General features: G+C 55.9%; 18 protein-coding genes. 6 read left to right on the top strand and 12 right to left on the bottom strand.

Annotated features, from left to right (window positions below; genetic code table 11):
- Nucleotides 1-2 precede the first annotated feature (2 nt).
- The 3 genes from trmB (at nt 3) to N5J69_RS13305 (ending at nt 1830) form a co-directional block, all read left to right on the top strand.
- Complete coding sequence (gene trmB, locus N5J69_RS13315) at nt 3-722, top strand: tRNA (guanosine(46)-N7)-methyltransferase TrmB (RefSeq protein ID WP_279770920.1); 720 nt, start codon at nt 3-5, stop codon at nt 720-722.
- On the top strand, nt 722-1048 hold the full coding sequence (locus N5J69_RS13310; protein WP_279770919.1) for a YggL family protein: 327 nt from the start codon (nt 722-724) through the stop codon (nt 1046-1048). The genes trmB and N5J69_RS13310 overlap by 1 nt, the downstream gene beginning before the upstream one ends.
- Nucleotides 1049-1113: 65 nt before the next feature.
- On the top strand, nt 1114-1830 hold the full coding sequence (locus tag N5J69_RS13305; RefSeq protein ID WP_279770918.1) for a DUF2884 domain-containing protein: 717 nt from the start codon (nt 1114-1116) through the stop codon (nt 1828-1830).
- 36 nt (nt 1831-1866) lie between these two features.
- Here N5J69_RS13305 and hemW read toward each other — a convergent pair whose 3' ends face one another.
- Genes hemW through N5J69_RS13285 form a run of 4 tightly spaced genes read right to left on the bottom strand, consistent with a single transcriptional unit; the run spans nt 1867 to nt 4888 of the window.
- Complete coding sequence (gene hemW, locus N5J69_RS13300; protein ID WP_279770916.1) at nt 1867-3006, bottom strand: radical SAM family heme chaperone HemW; 1140 nt, start codon at nt 3004-3006, stop codon at nt 1867-1869.
- Nucleotides 2999-3592, bottom strand: a complete 594-nt coding sequence (locus N5J69_RS13295) for an XTP/dITP diphosphatase (protein WP_279770914.1) — start codon at nt 3590-3592, stop codon at nt 2999-3001. The genes hemW and N5J69_RS13295 overlap by 8 nt, the downstream gene beginning before the upstream one ends.
- 21 nt (nt 3593-3613) lie before the next feature.
- Nucleotides 3614-4168: a YggT family protein gene (locus N5J69_RS13290; protein ID WP_279770912.1), complete on the bottom strand. Its 555-nt coding sequence runs from the start codon at nt 4166-4168 to the stop codon at nt 3614-3616.
- Between the two features lie 12 nt (nt 4169-4180).
- Nucleotides 4181-4888 carry a YggS family pyridoxal phosphate-dependent enzyme gene (locus N5J69_RS13285; RefSeq protein WP_279770911.1) on the bottom strand — a complete coding sequence of 236 codons (708 nt, stop codon included), beginning with the start codon at nt 4886-4888 and terminating at the stop codon, nt 4181-4183.
- 14 nt (nt 4889-4902) lie between these two features.
- On the opposite strand from N5J69_RS13285, the gene N5J69_RS13280 reads away from it, so the two are divergent.
- Nucleotides 4903-5910, top strand: coding sequence for a type IV pilus twitching motility protein PilT (locus tag N5J69_RS13280; protein ID WP_279770909.1), 1008 nt, complete (start codon nt 4903-4905; stop codon nt 5908-5910).
- On the opposite strand, the gene ruvX is transcribed toward N5J69_RS13280, so the two are convergent.
- From ruvX to N5J69_RS13250, 6 genes are all read right to left on the bottom strand, one after another.
- The gene (gene ruvX, locus N5J69_RS13275) at nt 5904-6323 is read right to left on the bottom strand and encodes a Holliday junction resolvase RuvX (RefSeq protein ID WP_003853387.1); all 420 of its coding nucleotides are present in this window, start codon (nt 6321-6323) and stop codon (nt 5904-5906) included. The two genes, N5J69_RS13280 and ruvX, sit on opposite strands and share 7 nt — an antisense overlap.
- Entirely contained in the window at nt 6323-6886 is a 564-nt protein-coding gene (locus N5J69_RS13270; protein WP_010248870.1) for a YqgE/AlgH family protein, read from the bottom strand. The genes ruvX and N5J69_RS13270 overlap by 1 nt, the downstream gene beginning before the upstream one ends.
- 86 nt (nt 6887-6972) lie before the next feature.
- Nucleotides 6973-7917, bottom strand: coding sequence for a glutathione synthase (gshB, locus tag N5J69_RS13265; protein ID WP_279770907.1), 945 nt, complete (start codon nt 7915-7917; stop codon nt 6973-6975).
- Between the two features lie 106 nt (nt 7918-8023).
- Nucleotides 8024-8755, bottom strand: a complete 732-nt coding sequence (gene rsmE, locus N5J69_RS13260; RefSeq protein ID WP_279770906.1) for a 16S rRNA (uracil(1498)-N(3))-methyltransferase — start codon at nt 8753-8755, stop codon at nt 8024-8026.
- Nucleotides 8756-8824: 69 nt separating this feature from the next.
- Nucleotides 8825-9529, bottom strand: coding sequence for a deoxyribonuclease I (gene endA, locus N5J69_RS13255; RefSeq protein ID WP_279770904.1), 705 nt, complete (start codon nt 9527-9529; stop codon nt 8825-8827).
- A gap of 76 nt (nt 9530-9605) precedes the next feature.
- A complete protein-coding gene (locus tag N5J69_RS13250) occupies nt 9606-10118 on the bottom strand; it encodes a SprT family zinc-dependent metalloprotease (protein ID WP_279771218.1) in 513 nt (170 codons plus the stop codon).
- 248 nt (nt 10119-10366) lie between these two features.
- On the opposite strand from N5J69_RS13250, the gene N5J69_RS13245 reads away from it, so the two are divergent.
- Nucleotides 10367-11473 (top strand): glycosyltransferase, encoded by a 1107-nt coding sequence (locus N5J69_RS13245; protein WP_279770902.1) that lies wholly within the window; start codon nt 10367-10369, stop codon nt 11471-11473.
- Between the two features lie 25 nt (nt 11474-11498).
- Nucleotides 11499-12731: an O-antigen ligase family protein gene (locus N5J69_RS13240; RefSeq protein ID WP_279770900.1), complete on the top strand. Its 1233-nt coding sequence runs from the start codon at nt 11499-11501 to the stop codon at nt 12729-12731.
- A gap of 81 nt (nt 12732-12812) precedes the next feature.
- Here the strand turns inward: N5J69_RS13240 and N5J69_RS13235 are convergent, their stop codons facing one another.
- Both N5J69_RS13235 and metK read right to left on the bottom strand, forming a co-directional pair.
- Nucleotides 12813-14210: a sugar porter family MFS transporter gene (locus tag N5J69_RS13235; protein ID WP_279770899.1), complete on the bottom strand. Its 1398-nt coding sequence runs from the start codon at nt 14208-14210 to the stop codon at nt 12813-12815.
- 533 nt (nt 14211-14743) lie between these two features.
- Nucleotides 14744-15895 carry a methionine adenosyltransferase gene (gene metK, locus N5J69_RS13230; protein WP_279770898.1) on the bottom strand — a complete coding sequence of 384 codons (1152 nt, stop codon included), beginning with the start codon at nt 15893-15895 and terminating at the stop codon, nt 14744-14746.
- Between the last annotated feature and the right edge of the window lie 211 nt (nt 15896-16106).

Genomic DNA, 16106 nt, shown 5'->3' with positions numbered 1-16106 from the left:
ACATGATTAATGACGTCATCACCCCAGAATTTGATGAGAACGGGCGGCCATTGCGCCGGATCCGCAGCTTTGTGCGCCGCCAGGGTCGCTTAACCAAAGGCCAGCAGCAGGCGCTGGACACCCTGTGGCCGGTCATGGGAGTGGAATATCAGCCTGAGCCTGTTGACCTGCCCGCGCTGTTTGGACGCGAAGCACCGGTGACGCTGGAGATTGGCTTTGGCATGGGAGCATCGCTGGTGACGATGGCGCAGAACACGCCGCATCAGAACTTCCTGGGTATTGAAGTGCATGCGCCAGGCGTGGGTGCCTGTCTGGCCGCCGCCAGCGAAGCCGATCTGCAGAACCTGCGGGTGATGTGCCATGACGCGGTGGAAGTGCTGGAGAAGATGATTCCGGACAACTCGCTGCGCATGGTTCAGCTCTTCTTCCCCGATCCGTGGCATAAAGCGCGTCACAATAAGCGCCGTATTGTTCAGGTGCCCTTCGCCGAGCTGGTGATGCGTAAGCTGAAGCTGGGCGGCGTGTTCCATATGGCGACCGACTGGGAAGCCTACGCAGAGCATATGCTGGAAGTGATGAACAGCATCGATGGCTATCGCAACCAGTCAGAACAACAGAACTATGTGCCGCGTCCTGAGACGCGTCCACTGACCAAGTTTGAGCAGCGCGGGCAGCGTTTAGGCCACGGCGTATGGGATTTAATGTTTGAGAGGGTGAAATAATGGCCACACAACGCAGCCGCCGTTTACGTAAAAAACTGCACATCGACGAGTTTCAGGAACTGGGCTTCTCGGTAGCCTGGCGCTTCCCGGAAGGCACCAGCGAAAGCGAAATTGATGAGACGCTGAACCAGTTCATCAATGAAGCGATCGATCCTAACGGCCTGGCCTTTGATGGCAGCGGCTACCTGGTGTGGGAAGGTCTGGTTTGCCTGCAGAAAACCGGCAAATGCACCGATGAGCATCGTGCACTGGTGCGCAAATGGCTGGAAGATCACAAGCTGCAGGATGTGCAGATGACGGAACTCTTTGACGTCTGGTGGGACTAAATCGTCACACCGTGTCGGGCTGAGGCCCGATCAGAGAGTTTCAGAGCCGATCTTAGGGAGTGGATATGATGCGTAAAGCGCTTCTTGCTGTACTGCTGGTGGCAGCAACTCAGGCTCAGGCAGCCTATGAATGCAGCGTCAGGCCGCAGGACGATGTGGTCATCAGACCGCAGAGCGTGCAGGTGGTCGGTGCCAGTGGCAACATGGAAATCTCGCCGCAGGGCGACGTGCAGTTCAATGGACAGAAGGTCACGCTTGATACAGCCGGACGCCAGAAAGCGATCGATTACCAGAACGCGCTGCGTCGCGATCTGCCGTGGATCGACAGCGGGGCGACATCCCGTCTGGAGAAAGGGCGGGCGGCGCTGGATCGGGTTATCGTTGAAAAACTGGGCACCGACAGCAACGTGCGTAACCGCCTGACCACGCTGAATGGTCAGCTCAAACAGCAGATGAACCGCATCATTGAACACCGTGAAGACGGTCTGACGTTCCACCATCAGGCGATTGATCAGGTTCGTGCCGAAGGTGAAAGGCTGGTGCAGTCCACGCTGGGCGGCGTGATGCAGGATAGTCTGAATGAGATGGGCAGTAAGCAGGGCAGCGGCGGCAGTAACCCGTTGCAGGCGATTATGGGCAATCTGGGCGGTCTGCAACAGTCGATTCAGGCTGAATGGAGCAAGCAGGAGCAGGATTTCCAGAACTTCGGTCACGAAGTGTGTAATCGCGTTATTTCGCTGGAAGATCAGCGTAAACAGCTTACCAGCGCACTGAAAAAATAAGTTAATGCCTCAGCCTGCCGGGCTGAGGCACCTTTCTTACTCTTCCGCTAAGAACAGCTCCAGCAGCGAATTCAGAAACAGCTTCCCTTTCTCCGTAATCTGCCACTGCTCCAGGGTTTCCGTGACATAACCGGCGGCGATTGCGGCATCCATCTGCGGACGGATTGCCTGCTCGGATAAACCGGTGTAGCGGCTGAATTCATCGCGCGGCGCGGCTTCCAGCAGGCGAAAGCGGTTCATGAAATATTCAAACGGCTTGTCGCTATCAGCCACCTCATACTGCTTCTCGCGATAGTTACCCTGCATGAAGCCACGCGGATGACGGGTTTTCACCGTGCGGACAATGCGGCCATCCGGCTGCGTCAGCTTGCCGTGTGCGCCACAGCCAATTCCCAGGTAGTCGCCGAAACGCCAGTAGTTGAGGTTGTGCTCGCAGCGATAACCCGGCTTCGCGTAGGCAGAGGTTTCATACTGCTGATAACCGGCGGCCCGCAGCAGCTGGTCGCCCTGTTCGAAAATATCCCACAGCGCATCATCATCCGGCAGCACCGGCGGGCGTGAGCCAAACAGGGTGTTGGGTTCGATGGTGAGCTGATACCAGGAGAGATGCGGCGGATTAAGCGCAATCGCCTGACGCAAATCGTCGAGCGCTTCTTCCAGCGACTGGTCCGGCAGGCCATGCATCAGGTCGAGGTTGAAGCTGCGCAGTGACAGCGAGTCTGCCAGCTCAGCGGCGCGCACGGCCTCTCCCGGGCCATGAATGCGGCCCAGACGCTGCAGCTTTTGCGGACTGAAACTCTGTACGCCAATTGAAATACGGTTGATACCGGCGCGCTGATAGGCGCTGAACCGGTCTGCTTCCACGGTGCCTGGATTGGCTTCCATGGTCACTTCCGCATCCGGGGAGAGCGTCAGGCGTGCCCGCACGCCATCCATCAGCATCTGCATCGCGCTGCTGCTCAGCAGGCTGGGCGTGCCGCCACCAATGAAAATCGTGCGCACTTCCCGGCCATTAATCAGCGGCAGGTCGATCTCCAGGTCGCGTAGCAGGTGCTGCACGTATTCAACGTGCGGCACCTCATCTTTCAGCGCGTGGGAGTTAAAATCACAGTAAGGGCACTTCTGTACGCACCACGGAATGTGGATGTAGAGACTTAACGGCGGCAGATTAGGCATTACGCATCGCTTCCAGCAACAGCGTCAATGCTTTACCCCGGTGAGAAACGGCACCTTTTTCCGCTTTGCTGAGCTCAGCCGCGGTTTTACCCAGCGCCGGGACAAAGAAAATCGGGTCATAACCAAAGCCACCGGTGCCAGAGGCAGCGCGGGTGATTTCTCCCTGCCAGCTGCCGTGGAACACCAGCGGCGTCGGGTCTTCTGCATGACGCAGATAGACCAGCACGCAGTGAAACTGCGCCTGACGCTGACCGTCCGGCACGGCTTCCAGCGCTGCCAGCAGCTTATCCAGGTTCTGCTGATCGCTGGCCGCTTCACCCGCGTAGCGCGCTGAATAGATGCCGGGTGCGCCGCCCAGCGCATCCACGGCCAGGCCGGAGTCGTCGGCAATCGCCGGTAGTCCGGTGATCTGCGCCGCGTGACGCGCTTTGAGAATGGCGTTCTCGATAAAGGTCAGGCCGGTCTCTTCCGCCGATTCAACCCCAAGGTCCGTCTGTGCGACGATATCCAGACCAAAGGCGGAGAGTAACTCCGCCAGCTCACGCACTTTGCCGGGATTGCCGGTGGCGAGGACAACTTTTTGCATAACAGTTCCAGTTTGATTCATTTACAGCAGATACCAGAGACCCGGGAACAGGTCCATGCCGAGAAAATTCAGGGCATACAGCACCAGGATGACGATCATCGCAGAGAAGTCGATGCCGCCCATCGCAGGCAGAATACGGCGAACAGGGGCCATCATCGGCTCGGTTAACTGCACCAGCAGATAATCGATCGGGCCACGGCCCTGGCTGATCCAGCTCATCAGGGAGCGAATAATAATGACCCAGAAGACCAGATAGCCGGCGGATTTCACCAGCGACAGCAGGCCGACCAGCAGATTGGTGGGATCGACCGAGAACGTGCCCACCTGAATCAGCAGCAAAATCGGGTATTTCAGCGTGGTCAGCACAAAGGCCAGCAGCAGCGAGGCGGTATCAATCGGCCCCAGAGCGGGCAGTATGCGGCGCAGTGGCTTGACAACAGGCTGTGTCACTTTAACGACAAACTGCGCCACCGGATTGTAAAAATCGCAGCGGGACCACTGCATCCAGATGCGCAACAGCAGCACCATGACGTAGAGATCGATCAGCGTTTTTACTAAAAACGTCAGTGTTAACATGAAGTTCCTCTGTTATTGTTGTGAGTTGTGCGCGTAATCACGTGCGCCAAAAATGGCGGTGCCGATACGCACCATCGTACTGCCTGCGGCGATGGCCGCCTCCATGTCATCGCTCATCCCCAGCGAAAGCGTATCGATACCAGAATAGTGCTGTTGCAACTGCCGGAAGGCTTCCGCCATCTGCTGACACACCGCCAGCTGCCGCGCGTAATCACTTTCCGCCGCCGGAATCGCCATCAATCCCCGCAGCCGCAGTTGCGGCAGGGCCGCAATTTGCTCCGCCAGCCCGGAAACGGCCTCCAGCATGATGCCAGATTTGCTGTTCTCGTCACTGATATTTACCTGAATTAACACATTCAGCGGTGGCAGCGAGGCGGGCCGCTGATCGTTGAGCCGCTGCGCAATGCGCGGGCGGTCAAGGGTGTGACACCAGGCAAAATGTTCGGCCACCAGACGGCTTTTGTTCGACTGCAACGGGCCGATGAAGTGCCACTCCAGCTCAGGATGTGCGGCCAAGGCCTGGACCTTTTCAACCCCTTCCTGAACGTAATTTTCACCGAAGGCAATCTGGCCAGCGGCAAAGGCTTCTTCGACCGCGCTCGCAGGTTTGGTTTTACTGACTGCAAGCAGGGTAATTTCTTCTGGAGCGCGGCCGCAACGCGCGGCAGCGGCGGCGATTCGCTGCCGCACTTGCTGTAGGTTCTGCTGGATTGAAGTCATAGTCAGGAGACATCATGAATCTGGATGAAATGGTGGGGCTTAGTGTAAAGCATAATGCCGCCGATCTGCACCTTTGCAGCGGACATTTGCCCTACTGGCGGCGGCAGGGAAGGCTGGAGCCGATTCCGCAGCAGGCCAGGCTCTCTGCAGGCTGGATGGCGCAGTTTACGGCACGCTGGCTCAGTGACCCGCAGCGTCAGAAGCTGGAGAGTGCAGGGCAGCTCGATTTCGCCCTCAGCCTGACCTGCGGCCAGCGTCTGCGTGCAAATCTGTTTATGCAGCGCAACGGCCTGTCACTGGCGCTGCGCATTATCGCCACGGCGTGCCCGACGCTGGAGAGCCTGCAACTGCCCGCCGTTGTGCCTGCGCTGCTGGCGCAGCAGGATGGGCTGATTCTGGTGACCGGTGCGACCGGCAGCGGTAAATCCACCACGCTGGCGGCGCTGGTCGATGCGCTGAACCGTGAGCAGGCGCGCCATATCATCACGCTGGAAGACCCGATTGAATTTATCCATCACAGCCAGCAGTCGCTGATCCAGCAGCGCGAAGTTGGCCTGCACTGTGGGTCGTTTCCGCAGGGGGTAAAGGCGGCACTGCGTGAAGATCCCGACGTCATCCTGCTGGGCGAATTACGCGACAGCGACACCATTCGTCAGGCGCTGACGGCGGCAGAGACAGGCCATCTGGTGCTGGCAACGCTGCACACGCGGGGCGCTGCCCAGGCGGTGGATCGCCTGGTGGATGTTTTTCCGGCGGAGGAGAAGCAGCTGGTGCGCACGCAGCTGGCAGGCAGCCTGAAAGCGGTGATAGCACAGCGGCTGGTGCCGTCTGTTGCCGGATCGCGCATCGGGCTGTTTGAGGTGCTGATCGCCACACCGGGCATTATGAATCTGATCCGTGAGGGCAAGATGCACCAGATCCCCGCGCTGCTGCAGACCGGCGCACAGGCCGGTATGCAGACGTTTGAGCAGAGCCGGCTGGCGCGTCAGGTAGCCGGTCTGATTGAGTCAGAAGGTCAGTAATGGTTTTCGAACCAGTCCTGCAAAATGATGGCAGCGGACTGTGAATCGACCGACCCTTTATTGAGCGCACGGTAGCCGCCACGCTCAAACAGGCCAGCACGCGCTTCGACCGTACTGAGTCGTTCATCCTGTAATTCGACCCGGATGCCAAAACGACCGTGCAGGCGGTTGGCAAATTTACGCGCGCGGTCAGTCAGCGGCTGCTCAGTGCCATCCATATTCAGTGGTAAGCCGACCACCACGAAATCGGGCTGCCACTCTTTCAGCAGCTTTTCAATCACCAGCCAGTCCGGGATGCCATCCTGCGCTTTAAGGGCGGTCAGCGGACGGGCGCTGCCCGTGAGTTGCTGACCGACGGCGACACCAATACTTTTGGTGCCAAAGTCGAAACCTAACAGAGTTTGAGTTGACATCAGGCGTGTCCGGCGTCGCTGGCCATATTGTGAATATCGACGCCGATACTGCGCGCCGCTTCACGCCAGCGCTCAGAAATGGGCGTCTGGAACAGGATATTGCTGTTGGCTGGCGTGGTCAGCCAGGCATTTTCCATCAGCTCATTTTCCAGCTGATCTTTTTCCCAGGCGCAGTAACCCAGCGCCACCAGCACATTGGTGGGTTGAGACGCGGTGCCGATCGACTCCAGCACGTCACGGGACGTGGTAATGATCGTATTATCTGAGACCCGGATGCTGGAGGTAAAAGTGCGTTGTGCTGAGTGCAGAATAAAGCCGCGATCTTCCGCCAGCGGACCGCCGGTAAACACCGGTTTATCCAGCTTGATCGCCGGATCGCGATCGTCAGCAGAGATTTTCAGCTTCTTCAGAATGCCTTCAACCGTCAGATTTTCCATGGGTTTATTGATGATAAGTCCCATTGCACCCTCTTCGTTGTGTTCGCAGAGATAGACCACAGAACGTTTGAAGAAAGGATCCTGCAATGAAGGCATGGCAATCAAAAAGTGATGTTGTAAATTCATTCTCACACGATGTACCAAAAAATAACCGGCACGCTATGGCCGCACCGGTATTGGGTTGATCACGGAGCCACGCCCCGGCTTCTTGCTCAGCCCAGGCGCTTCTCAATGGCATCCATCAACATGCCGGTGATGGAGATCGGGAACGCAGCCTCAATTTCACGAATGCAGGTTGGGCTGGTCACGTTAACTTCAGTCAGTTTATCACCGATGATGTCCAGACCGACAAAAATCAGTCCTTTTGCTTTCAGCGTCGGGCCAACACGGCGTGCAATTTCCCAGTCGCTTTCGCTCAGCGCACGCGCTTCACCGCGACCACCGGCGGCGAGATTACCCCGGGTTTCACCGCCCTGCGGGATACGCGCCAGGCAGTAAGGCACGGGCTCGCCATCCACAACCAGCACGCGTTTGTCGCCTTCTTTAATCGCCGCAATGTAGTTCTGCGCCATACAGAAACGGCTCTCATGCTCGGTCAGGGTTTCGGTAATAACGCCAAAATTAGGGTCGTCTTTCTTCACGCGGAAGATTGACGCCCCGCCCATGCCATCCAGCGGCTTCATGATGATGTCGCCATGTTCCTGCCAGAATGCGCGCAGCTGCGCTTTGCTGCGGGTCACCAGGGTGTCAGGCGTGAACTCAGCAAACCAGGCGGTGTAGAGCTTTTCGTTACAGTCACGCAGGCTCTGCGGTTTGTTAACGATCAGCGTGCCCAGCTCTTCAGCGCGTTCCAGAATGTAGGTCGCATAGATGAACTCGGTGTCGAATGGCGGATCTTTACGCATCAGCACCACGTTGAGGTCAGCCAGCGGGATCACCTGCTCACTGCCAAACTGATACCAGTTGTCAGGGTTCTGCTCAACACTCAGCAGGCGGGTGCGGGCAGACGCGACGCCACCACGCATGGAGAGATCGTGCATCTCCATGTAGTGAATTTCGTAACCACGGCGCTGTGCTTCCAGCAGCATGGCGAAGCTGGAGTCTTTTTTAATATTGATGGACGAAATAGGGTCCATCACGATGCCAAGTTTAATCATTATTATCTCCTCGGTAAGGCGGCATTTGCCGCCTCGTCTGGTTCGGTCTGCAGTGGGCCGATCGGTCAGGACATCATGCCTGCGCTCTTTCCGCTGAAAGTATCGCTTAACCCAGGTCGCCAAACCTCACCTGAAGTGCCGTAATGGCCGTCAGCGCGGTGGTTTCGGTACGCAAGACCCGTGGGCCAAGCAGAATGTCAGTAAAGTCGTGCTGCGCCGTCATCGCAATCTCGTCCGCAGACAAGCCGCCTTCAGGGCCAATCAGCAGTCGTACCCGCTCAACAGGCTGTGGCAGCGTGTTGATGCTGTGGCTGGCACGGGGGTGCAGGTTGAGCTTCAGGCCGCTGTCGGCCTCTGCACACCAGGCTTCCAGCGTCATCGCGTCACGAATCTCCGGCACGCGATTACGGCCACACTGCTCGCAGGCGGCAATAGCAATTTTCTGCCACTGCTGAATCTTCTTTGCCAGACGCTCAGCATCAAGCTTTACGCCACAGCGCTCGGAAAACAACGGTGTAATGACATTCACGCCCAGTTCGATCGATTTCTGGATAGTGAACTCCATTTTTTCACCGCGCGACATCACCTGACCTAAATGCAGATGTAAGGGTGACTCGCGATCGTCCGGCTGGCTCTCTGTGACCGATACTTTTACACGCTTTTTATCAACATGCGTGATCTCTGCTGCAAAAGTCAGATTAGTGCCATCAAAGAGTTCCAGACGCTGGCCTGGCGTCATCCGGAGTACCCGGCCCACATGATTGGATGCATCTTCATCCAGGGTAATTTCACTGCCGATGTCTACTGGCCCGGCGTGGTAGATGCGAGGTATGCGCATAAGATTCCTGAGACCGGACGCCGCGCTGCAGCGGCGTCATGGAAAAAGAGCTAGTGTAGGGCAGGGATTTTAATGCTGGCAAGCCTGCTGCACATAAGGATTGTGATTGCCCTGAACCTTTGCAATACGCTGGTCGCGTTCGCATTCCCAAATCGTTACGGGATAGAGCCTGTTCCAGACGGTAAACAGCTGCGTCTGCTGGCGCGAAATGCGCAGATGATACTGGTCGCGCATATAGAAATAGGTGCGTGCAATGGCACCGCGCGCACGCGCGGGGGGCTCTGCCTGTTTAAGTTTAAAGTCGATCTTCATCTCACACTGGCCGTACTGCTTCTCGCTGCCGTTCCATTGACTGTAGGCGAAGTTACCACGGTCGCCATTCACTTCACCCACGGCGGGCTGAAGGTTATGCAAATCAGTTTCGATGCGGCGATAGTCGGGGTCCTTGCTGCAGTTTTTGCGACCACCGTCCTGCCAGCACTGGCGCTGATGGCCAAACTCCCAGGCCGGCATGACATGTTCCCACTCAATGCGCCCGGCGCGACTGGCGTTTTTGCGCACCTGATAGCCACAGCTGTTGAGATCGGGAATGCCCTTTTTGCCCTGCCACTGAATCTTACAGCCGCAATAAAAAGAGCCCGGCGCATCAGCGTTGATCGCTGCCGCAAAGGTTTTGGCCTGCTGGAAGTTATTTTGATGATAGTTGTTCAGATTGAGGGCGTCAGCGGCAGGGGCAAACAGCAGCGCAACGGCCAGACTTAGTATGCGAGACATATTACTGAATTCTTCCTGGTACGAAAAAGGGCGGCAGGTTAACAGAATGAGGAATAGGGCGGAATGGGACGTGTTCTCAGGATGCAACAAACTCGCCTGCGGTAAGCAGGCTGCCGCAGTGCACACAGCGATATTCACTCTCTTTACGCAGCACCCGATTGTGGCGACGAACCGTGAGCTGATGCTGCTGGCACTGACAGCGGTAAGCAAAGGTGTTGCTGCGCACGGAGGCGATTTCAAACTGATGGGTGCGTCGTGCCGGAACGCCCAGCACCTGCTCCATCATCCACTTCCACTCTTTGCCGTGCGGTGCAACGCGACCAAACTGTTTCCACACCAGCAGATGCGCCAGCTCGTGCGGCACCACTTCATCAATAAACGCCTGCTGGTTTTCCAGCAGCAGCACCGGATTGATGCGGATCTCCCAGGCCGCCAGCCATGCGGTGCCCGCCGCCGTACCCCGCTGCTGATAGAGCAGCGTCGGTTCCGGGTAATGCGTTTTCAGTGCCTGATTGGCACGCGCAAGCGACTGGCGCAGTGAGCGCATCACAGCCTGCTGCAGGGCAATGGGGAGACGAGGTGTTTTCATGGCGCTCAGAATAATCGCCGCCGCCCAGGAACTCAACGTTACCCGCGAAAACGGCCGCACAGCGACTATACTCATCCGCCAGTTTCACTCTGACGATCCACTGCAGGCATGCGGTCTGAAGTGCCCCTGCTATTGGCTGAAATTTCTGGATTAAATATTGTTACGGCCTTTTTTAGAATATCCTGTTAAGACGGTTCACTGCAGAGTGAATGGATCAGAAGCGGAAGGCATAGTGTACGGACAACGCAATGAAAAATAATAACATCAGGAAGCAGCGTATTGTGCTGGTTACCGATCTCATGGCAGGCCGTGGTGGTATGGAGAATGTGACCTGCCAGTTGATCACCGCCCTGAATGCGGAACCCGAAACGGAAGCAGGGCTGTTTATTATCAACAGCGGAGAAGAGAGCCACTCCCGTGCCTGGACCGCTAACGCTGTGCTGGCAGAAAGCGTCTGCACGCTACGAAATAAGAAAATAAAAAATTTTATTCACACGCTGAGAATGGCCGCCTTCTTTCGTCGCTACCAGCCCGATCATGTTCTGACCCTTAACACTATCCCCTGCCTGATGGCGCGCCGGGCCATTACGCTCTCAGGACGTAAAATCGTGTTGTCGAGCTGGATGCACCTGCCACCGCGGGAACGCTACCGTCCCCATTATCTGCTGCGGGCCGATCATCATTTTGCCATCAGTAATCAAATTAAAGAGCAGCTGGTGGAGTCAGGCGTACGCGCGACGGACGTTGACGTCATCTATAACCCAATCCGGCGCAATGACGTAGTTATCGGCAGACCCCAGGCGCTGAGGTTTCTCTACATTGGTCGCGTCCATTTTCAGCGGCAGAAACAGCTTAAAGATCTGTTTGATGCCCTGCAGCAGCTGGATGCACCCTGGACGCTGGACATTGTCGGTGACGGGGAAGATCTGACCCAGTGTCAGCATTACGTGGCACAACTGGGAATTCAGGATCGTATTACCTGGCATGGGTGGCAGGAGAACGCCTGGGAGTATGTCAGCCGCCATATTAAACAGGTGACCTGCCTGCTCATGACCTCTAACTTCGAAGGCTTTCCGCTGATCCTGCTGGAGGCGATGTCGCGGGGGGTTTACTGCGTTTCATCTGACTGCGTCAGCGGCCCGGCGGAAATTATTCAGAACGGTCTTAATGGTCAACTCTACCCCACCAATGACAGCATGGCGCTTGCCGCTATTCTCAACGCCATGAGCGGGGATTTTCACTTCCCCGAGCATCAGGTTATCAAAGCGAGCATCACCGGTTTTTATGAGGAAAATTATATGAAGCACCTGATGAGTGCGTTTAACCGCCTGACCGAGGTTAAGCATGACGAATGAAGCCAGACGCAATGGGTTAACGTTAATGGTTAATTTTTCAGTTATTGCGCTCTGTCTGGCGCTGTCGCTGAATATGTTTGTTACCGGCCTGCCGCAAAAAATATTCTATCTGGTCTCTTATCTCTCCGTCGCATCCGTGTTGTATGGCGTGATACGCAGGCGGGGGGACTTTAAAGAGAACGGTTTTTATATCGCCCTCTTTGCTGTGCTGATTGTCTTTGCGCTGATCCGTTTGTTCTGGGCCATCCACACGAAGGGGATTGAGACCGCCCCCTCAAACGATGCCATCACCAATATCGGCAACTATCTGCTGGGGGCGAAGCGGCTGTTGCTGGGAGCCTTTGTGCTGCTCAGCCTGGCGATTTACGGCAACCGGGTCTCTGTGATCACGCTGCGCGCAGGGAAAGTGTTAATCCTGGTGGGGCTGCTGATTACGCTGGGCTTCGGCATTCATGAGCACCTCTACACCGAGAATATCCGCATCAAGCTCACCACCGAAGCGGCGTCCATGTCCTCTTACATGATTCTGTTTATCTACTGTGCCTGGCTGTGGCTGAGCCGTTACGAGACGCACGCATACTGGAAGATTGCCGATATCGCTGTGCTGGCTGTGACTTTTGCCCTGCTCTACCTCTGTGGCACCCGCGTGACGCTGATTGCGCTGATTGCCGTGGGGCTTCTGTTCCTGTTGCAGACCTGGCGGCTGACGCTGCTGACAAACTGGCGCATTAGCGCACTGCTGGTGGGTGTGCTGGCGGTGCTGATCCTGATGACCAGTAACCGCTGGGTAGAGGGGGTTCAGGATATTGAGAACTATGGCTCAAACAGCTCGACCTCGCTGGGCGCACGTGTGGCTATCTGGAGCGGGGCGGTTAACTTTATTGAGCATCATGGCGGGTTTGCCACGCCGGATGCGCGTACCACCGAGGCGCGTCAGTTCATCACGGCTCACTATCCTCAGAATGTTGAAGGCTACACCAACGTTAAGTACAACATGCACAACGAGTTTCTGGAGGTGACAACGCTGCAGGGCTGGGTGGGAATGTTATCTCTGGCGCTGCTCTACTTGGCTGTACTGGCTGGCTGGCTGAAGAAGTGCGATTTGCGCGGTGCGGCGCTGCCAGTGCTGGCACTGTTTATCTGCGGCCTGACCGACTCGGTACTGCCTTACAATCAGACCGCCACCATTTTCATCATGGCGCTGGCGCTCTGTTGTTTAGGGCGGTCGCTGCCGGTAAGGCGAGTGAATACCCTTTAGGGATGCATTGAACCAATAAAAACGGCGGGGTTTCCAGAGAAACCCCGCCGTTTTTTTTACCGCGTTTTTTGCCGCGTAATGTTAGTCGCGTGAACCGATGTCGCGCAGTTTTTTACCGGCCATCAGATTACGCTCGATGTGCTCCAGCGAGACGTTTTTGGTCTCAGGGATCAGCATCAGCGTCAGCAGAATGAAGAACAGGTTAAGCAGTGCGTAGACCCAGAAGGTGTTCGCGTTGCCCAGCGTATTCAGCATCGTCAGGAAGGTTGCACCCACGATCATGTTGGCGATCCAGTTGGTGGTGGTGGATACGGTGATACCAAAATCGCGGCCTTTCAGCGGCTGAATCTCGGAACAGAGTACCCAGATCAACGGACCGGCTGACATGGCAAAGCCAACGATAAACATCAGCAGCATACCCACAGCAAAGTACTGTGCGCCCTGCGAGTGGATGCCAAAGTGCAGCATCGTACCCAGCACGCCCATACCGGCTGCCATCACCATAAAGCCCAGAATCAGGGTAGGTTTACGCCCCCAGCGATCCACCAGACCAATGGCGATAAAGGTCGCCAGTACGTTGACCAGACCGACAATCACTGTGCCCCACATCTGCTGAGTGGTGTTGGCGAAGCCCGCGATTTCAAAGATTTTTGGCGCGTAATACATGATGACGTTCATGCCGGTAAACTGCTGCATGACCTGCAACAGGATGCCGAGATAGACCGCACGACGGAAGTGGCTGCTGCTGGTGAACAGACCCCAGCCAGACTGTTTGATCTTCAGGCTTTCACGAATCTCTTCCAGCTCACGTTTTGCCTGCTCACTGGTGTCACGCAGACGATCCAGCACGCGTTGTGCATCGCGGAAGTTGCCTCGCGCCGCCAGCCAGCGTGGGCTGTTTGGCAGGAAGAACACACCGATCAGCAGCAGCAGGGCCGGGATGGTGATGATGCCCAGCATCCAGCGCCAGTTGCCGGTAAAGCTGAAGGCGGTATCAGACAGGTAAGCACCCAGAATACCGATGGTGATCATCAGCTGGTAAAGCGAAATCATACTGCCGCGAATTTTTTCCGGCGCGATCTCAGAAAGATAGAGCGGGGCGGTGTAAGAGGCGATACCCACTGCCAGACCCAGCAGAACGCGGGCGCTGATCAGCATTTCCGGGTTTGGCGACATTGCCGACCAGAGTGAACCGATAACAAACAGAATTGCACCGGCCATCAGGCTTTTTTTACGCCCCAGACGGGATGACATCCAGCCGCTGCCGATAGCACCCACCGCCGCACCAAACATCATGGAACTGACGATCCACTCCTGCTGATGAGGGGTAACGTTAAAGTCCTTTGCGATAAACGGCAGAGCACCGGCGATAACGCCGATATCCAGACCGAACAGCAGTCCCGCAAGGGCCGCCAGAAAGCAGACAAATAAGGTCATCGCCTTATTTGAAGTTCTGCTTTTGTGTGTATTGCCAGGCATTGTAGCCTCCAGGTTTATCCATCATTGTTTTTATCAATGTTAAAAAACCTTTTGCGGGAAAAAAGTGAGGCTGATCACATCAGTGTAATCGCTTACACACGCTGAAACCCTGAAATTCAGCATATTTTTCCCGGAAAGATTAATTAACCAGTGAGGTATAGCACTCATTAAGTTTCTGACAATGCTCTGTTTAATGGCTATCAGACGACGCTGAAAATAACGCATTTTCAGCATAATAACCACGTGCGTTAATTCCTAAATGCCAGAAATACAAAGCATTTCAATTTGTAATCGTTAACATTTTGTTGTCAGAAAAAGCGAAAAGAAGTGTAGCTGAGAACTGAAAGTTTGCTGCAGCGTGAAGGAGAGGCCAGGCAGATTTGTTTTTAACCCCTCAGTCGGTCGCCAGCGACAGCGCGGGTCCGGCGTTCAGCATGCGTGCGGAAGAGAGCATTCTCCGGTCAGCAATGGGGCGGAAAAGGCAATAAAAAACCCCGCCACACGGGCAGGGTTTTCATCAACAGCGGCTTTCGTTACAGGCCAGCGGCTTCACGCAGCAGCGCAGCTTTGTCGGTTTTTTCCCATGGGAAATGTTCACGACCAAAGTGACCGTAAGCAGCGGTCTCTTTATAGATTGGGTGCAGCAGATCCAGCATCTGAATCAGACCATATGGACGCAGGTCGAAGAATTCGCGGACCAGCAGGGTGAGCTGTTCGGTAGAGATTTTCTCGGTGCCGAAGGTTTCCACCATGATAGAGGTCGGTTCAGCGACGCCGATAGCGTAGGACACCTGGATTTCACAACGGTCAGCCAGACCCGCCGCCACGATGTTTTTCGCCACGTAACGCGCTGCATAGGCTGCAGAGCGGTCAACTTTGGATGGATCTTTACCCGAGAACGCACCGCCGCCATGACGTGCCATGCCGCCGTAGGTGTCCACGATAATTTTACGACCGGTCAGACCGCAATCGCCCATCGGGCCGCCGATCACAAAGCGACCGGTTGGGTTGATGTGATATTTGGTTGAGGCGCTCAGCCACTCTGCTGGCAGAACCGGCTTGATGATCTCTTCCATCACCGCTTCCTGCAGATCTTTCTGACTGATGGATTCAGCGTGCTGGGTGGAGAGCACAACGGCATCGATGCCGACGATTTTGCCATCGTCATACTGGAAAGTGACCTGGCTTTTGGCATCCGGACGCAGCCACGGCAGCGTACCGTTTTTACGGACTTCAGCCTGACGCTGGACCAGACGGTGCGCATAGGTCACCGGCGCAGGCATCAGAACGTCTGTCTCGTTGGTGGCATAGCCGAACATCAGGCCCTGGTCGCCCGCGCCCTGTTCCAGCGGATCGGTGCGGTCAACGCCCTGATTGATATCCTGAGACTGTTTACCAATCGCGCTTAATACCGCGCAGGAGTTGGCATCAAAGCCCATATCGGAATGAACATAGCCGATTTCACGTACGGTGTTGCGGGTGATCTCTTCGATATCGACCCAGGCGCTGGTGGTGATTTCACCGCCAACCAGCACCATACCGGTTTTAACGTAAGTTTCGCAGGCCACGCGCGCTTTAGGATCCTGTTCAAGGATCGCATCCAGCACAGCATCGGAGATCTGGTCGGCGATTTTATCGGGATGTCCTTCTGATACGGACTCGGACGTAAAAAGGTGTTTAGCCATTCTGTTCTTTACCTTAAATATGGTTTGAGTACGACTGCATAGCGCCAGTGAGGTTGTCTGACCTGACGCCCCTTCAGGCAAAGCCGCGAGCAGTGAGGATGTGTCAGCACAACGGGCCAACACCGCCTGGATAGTAACCTGTTTAGATGGAAAACCATCTGGACGGCTATTTTAGGATAGAGGATAAACCAATTACCAGCCCTTTTTCTGT

The organism is Pantoea sp. GD03673, from assembly GCF_029844725.1.
Taxonomy (GTDB): domain Bacteria; phylum Pseudomonadota; class Gammaproteobacteria; order Enterobacterales; family Enterobacteriaceae; genus Pantoea.
The sequence above is the reverse complement of the archived record's forward strand: the minus strand, read 5'-3'. Positions and strand labels throughout refer to the sequence as shown.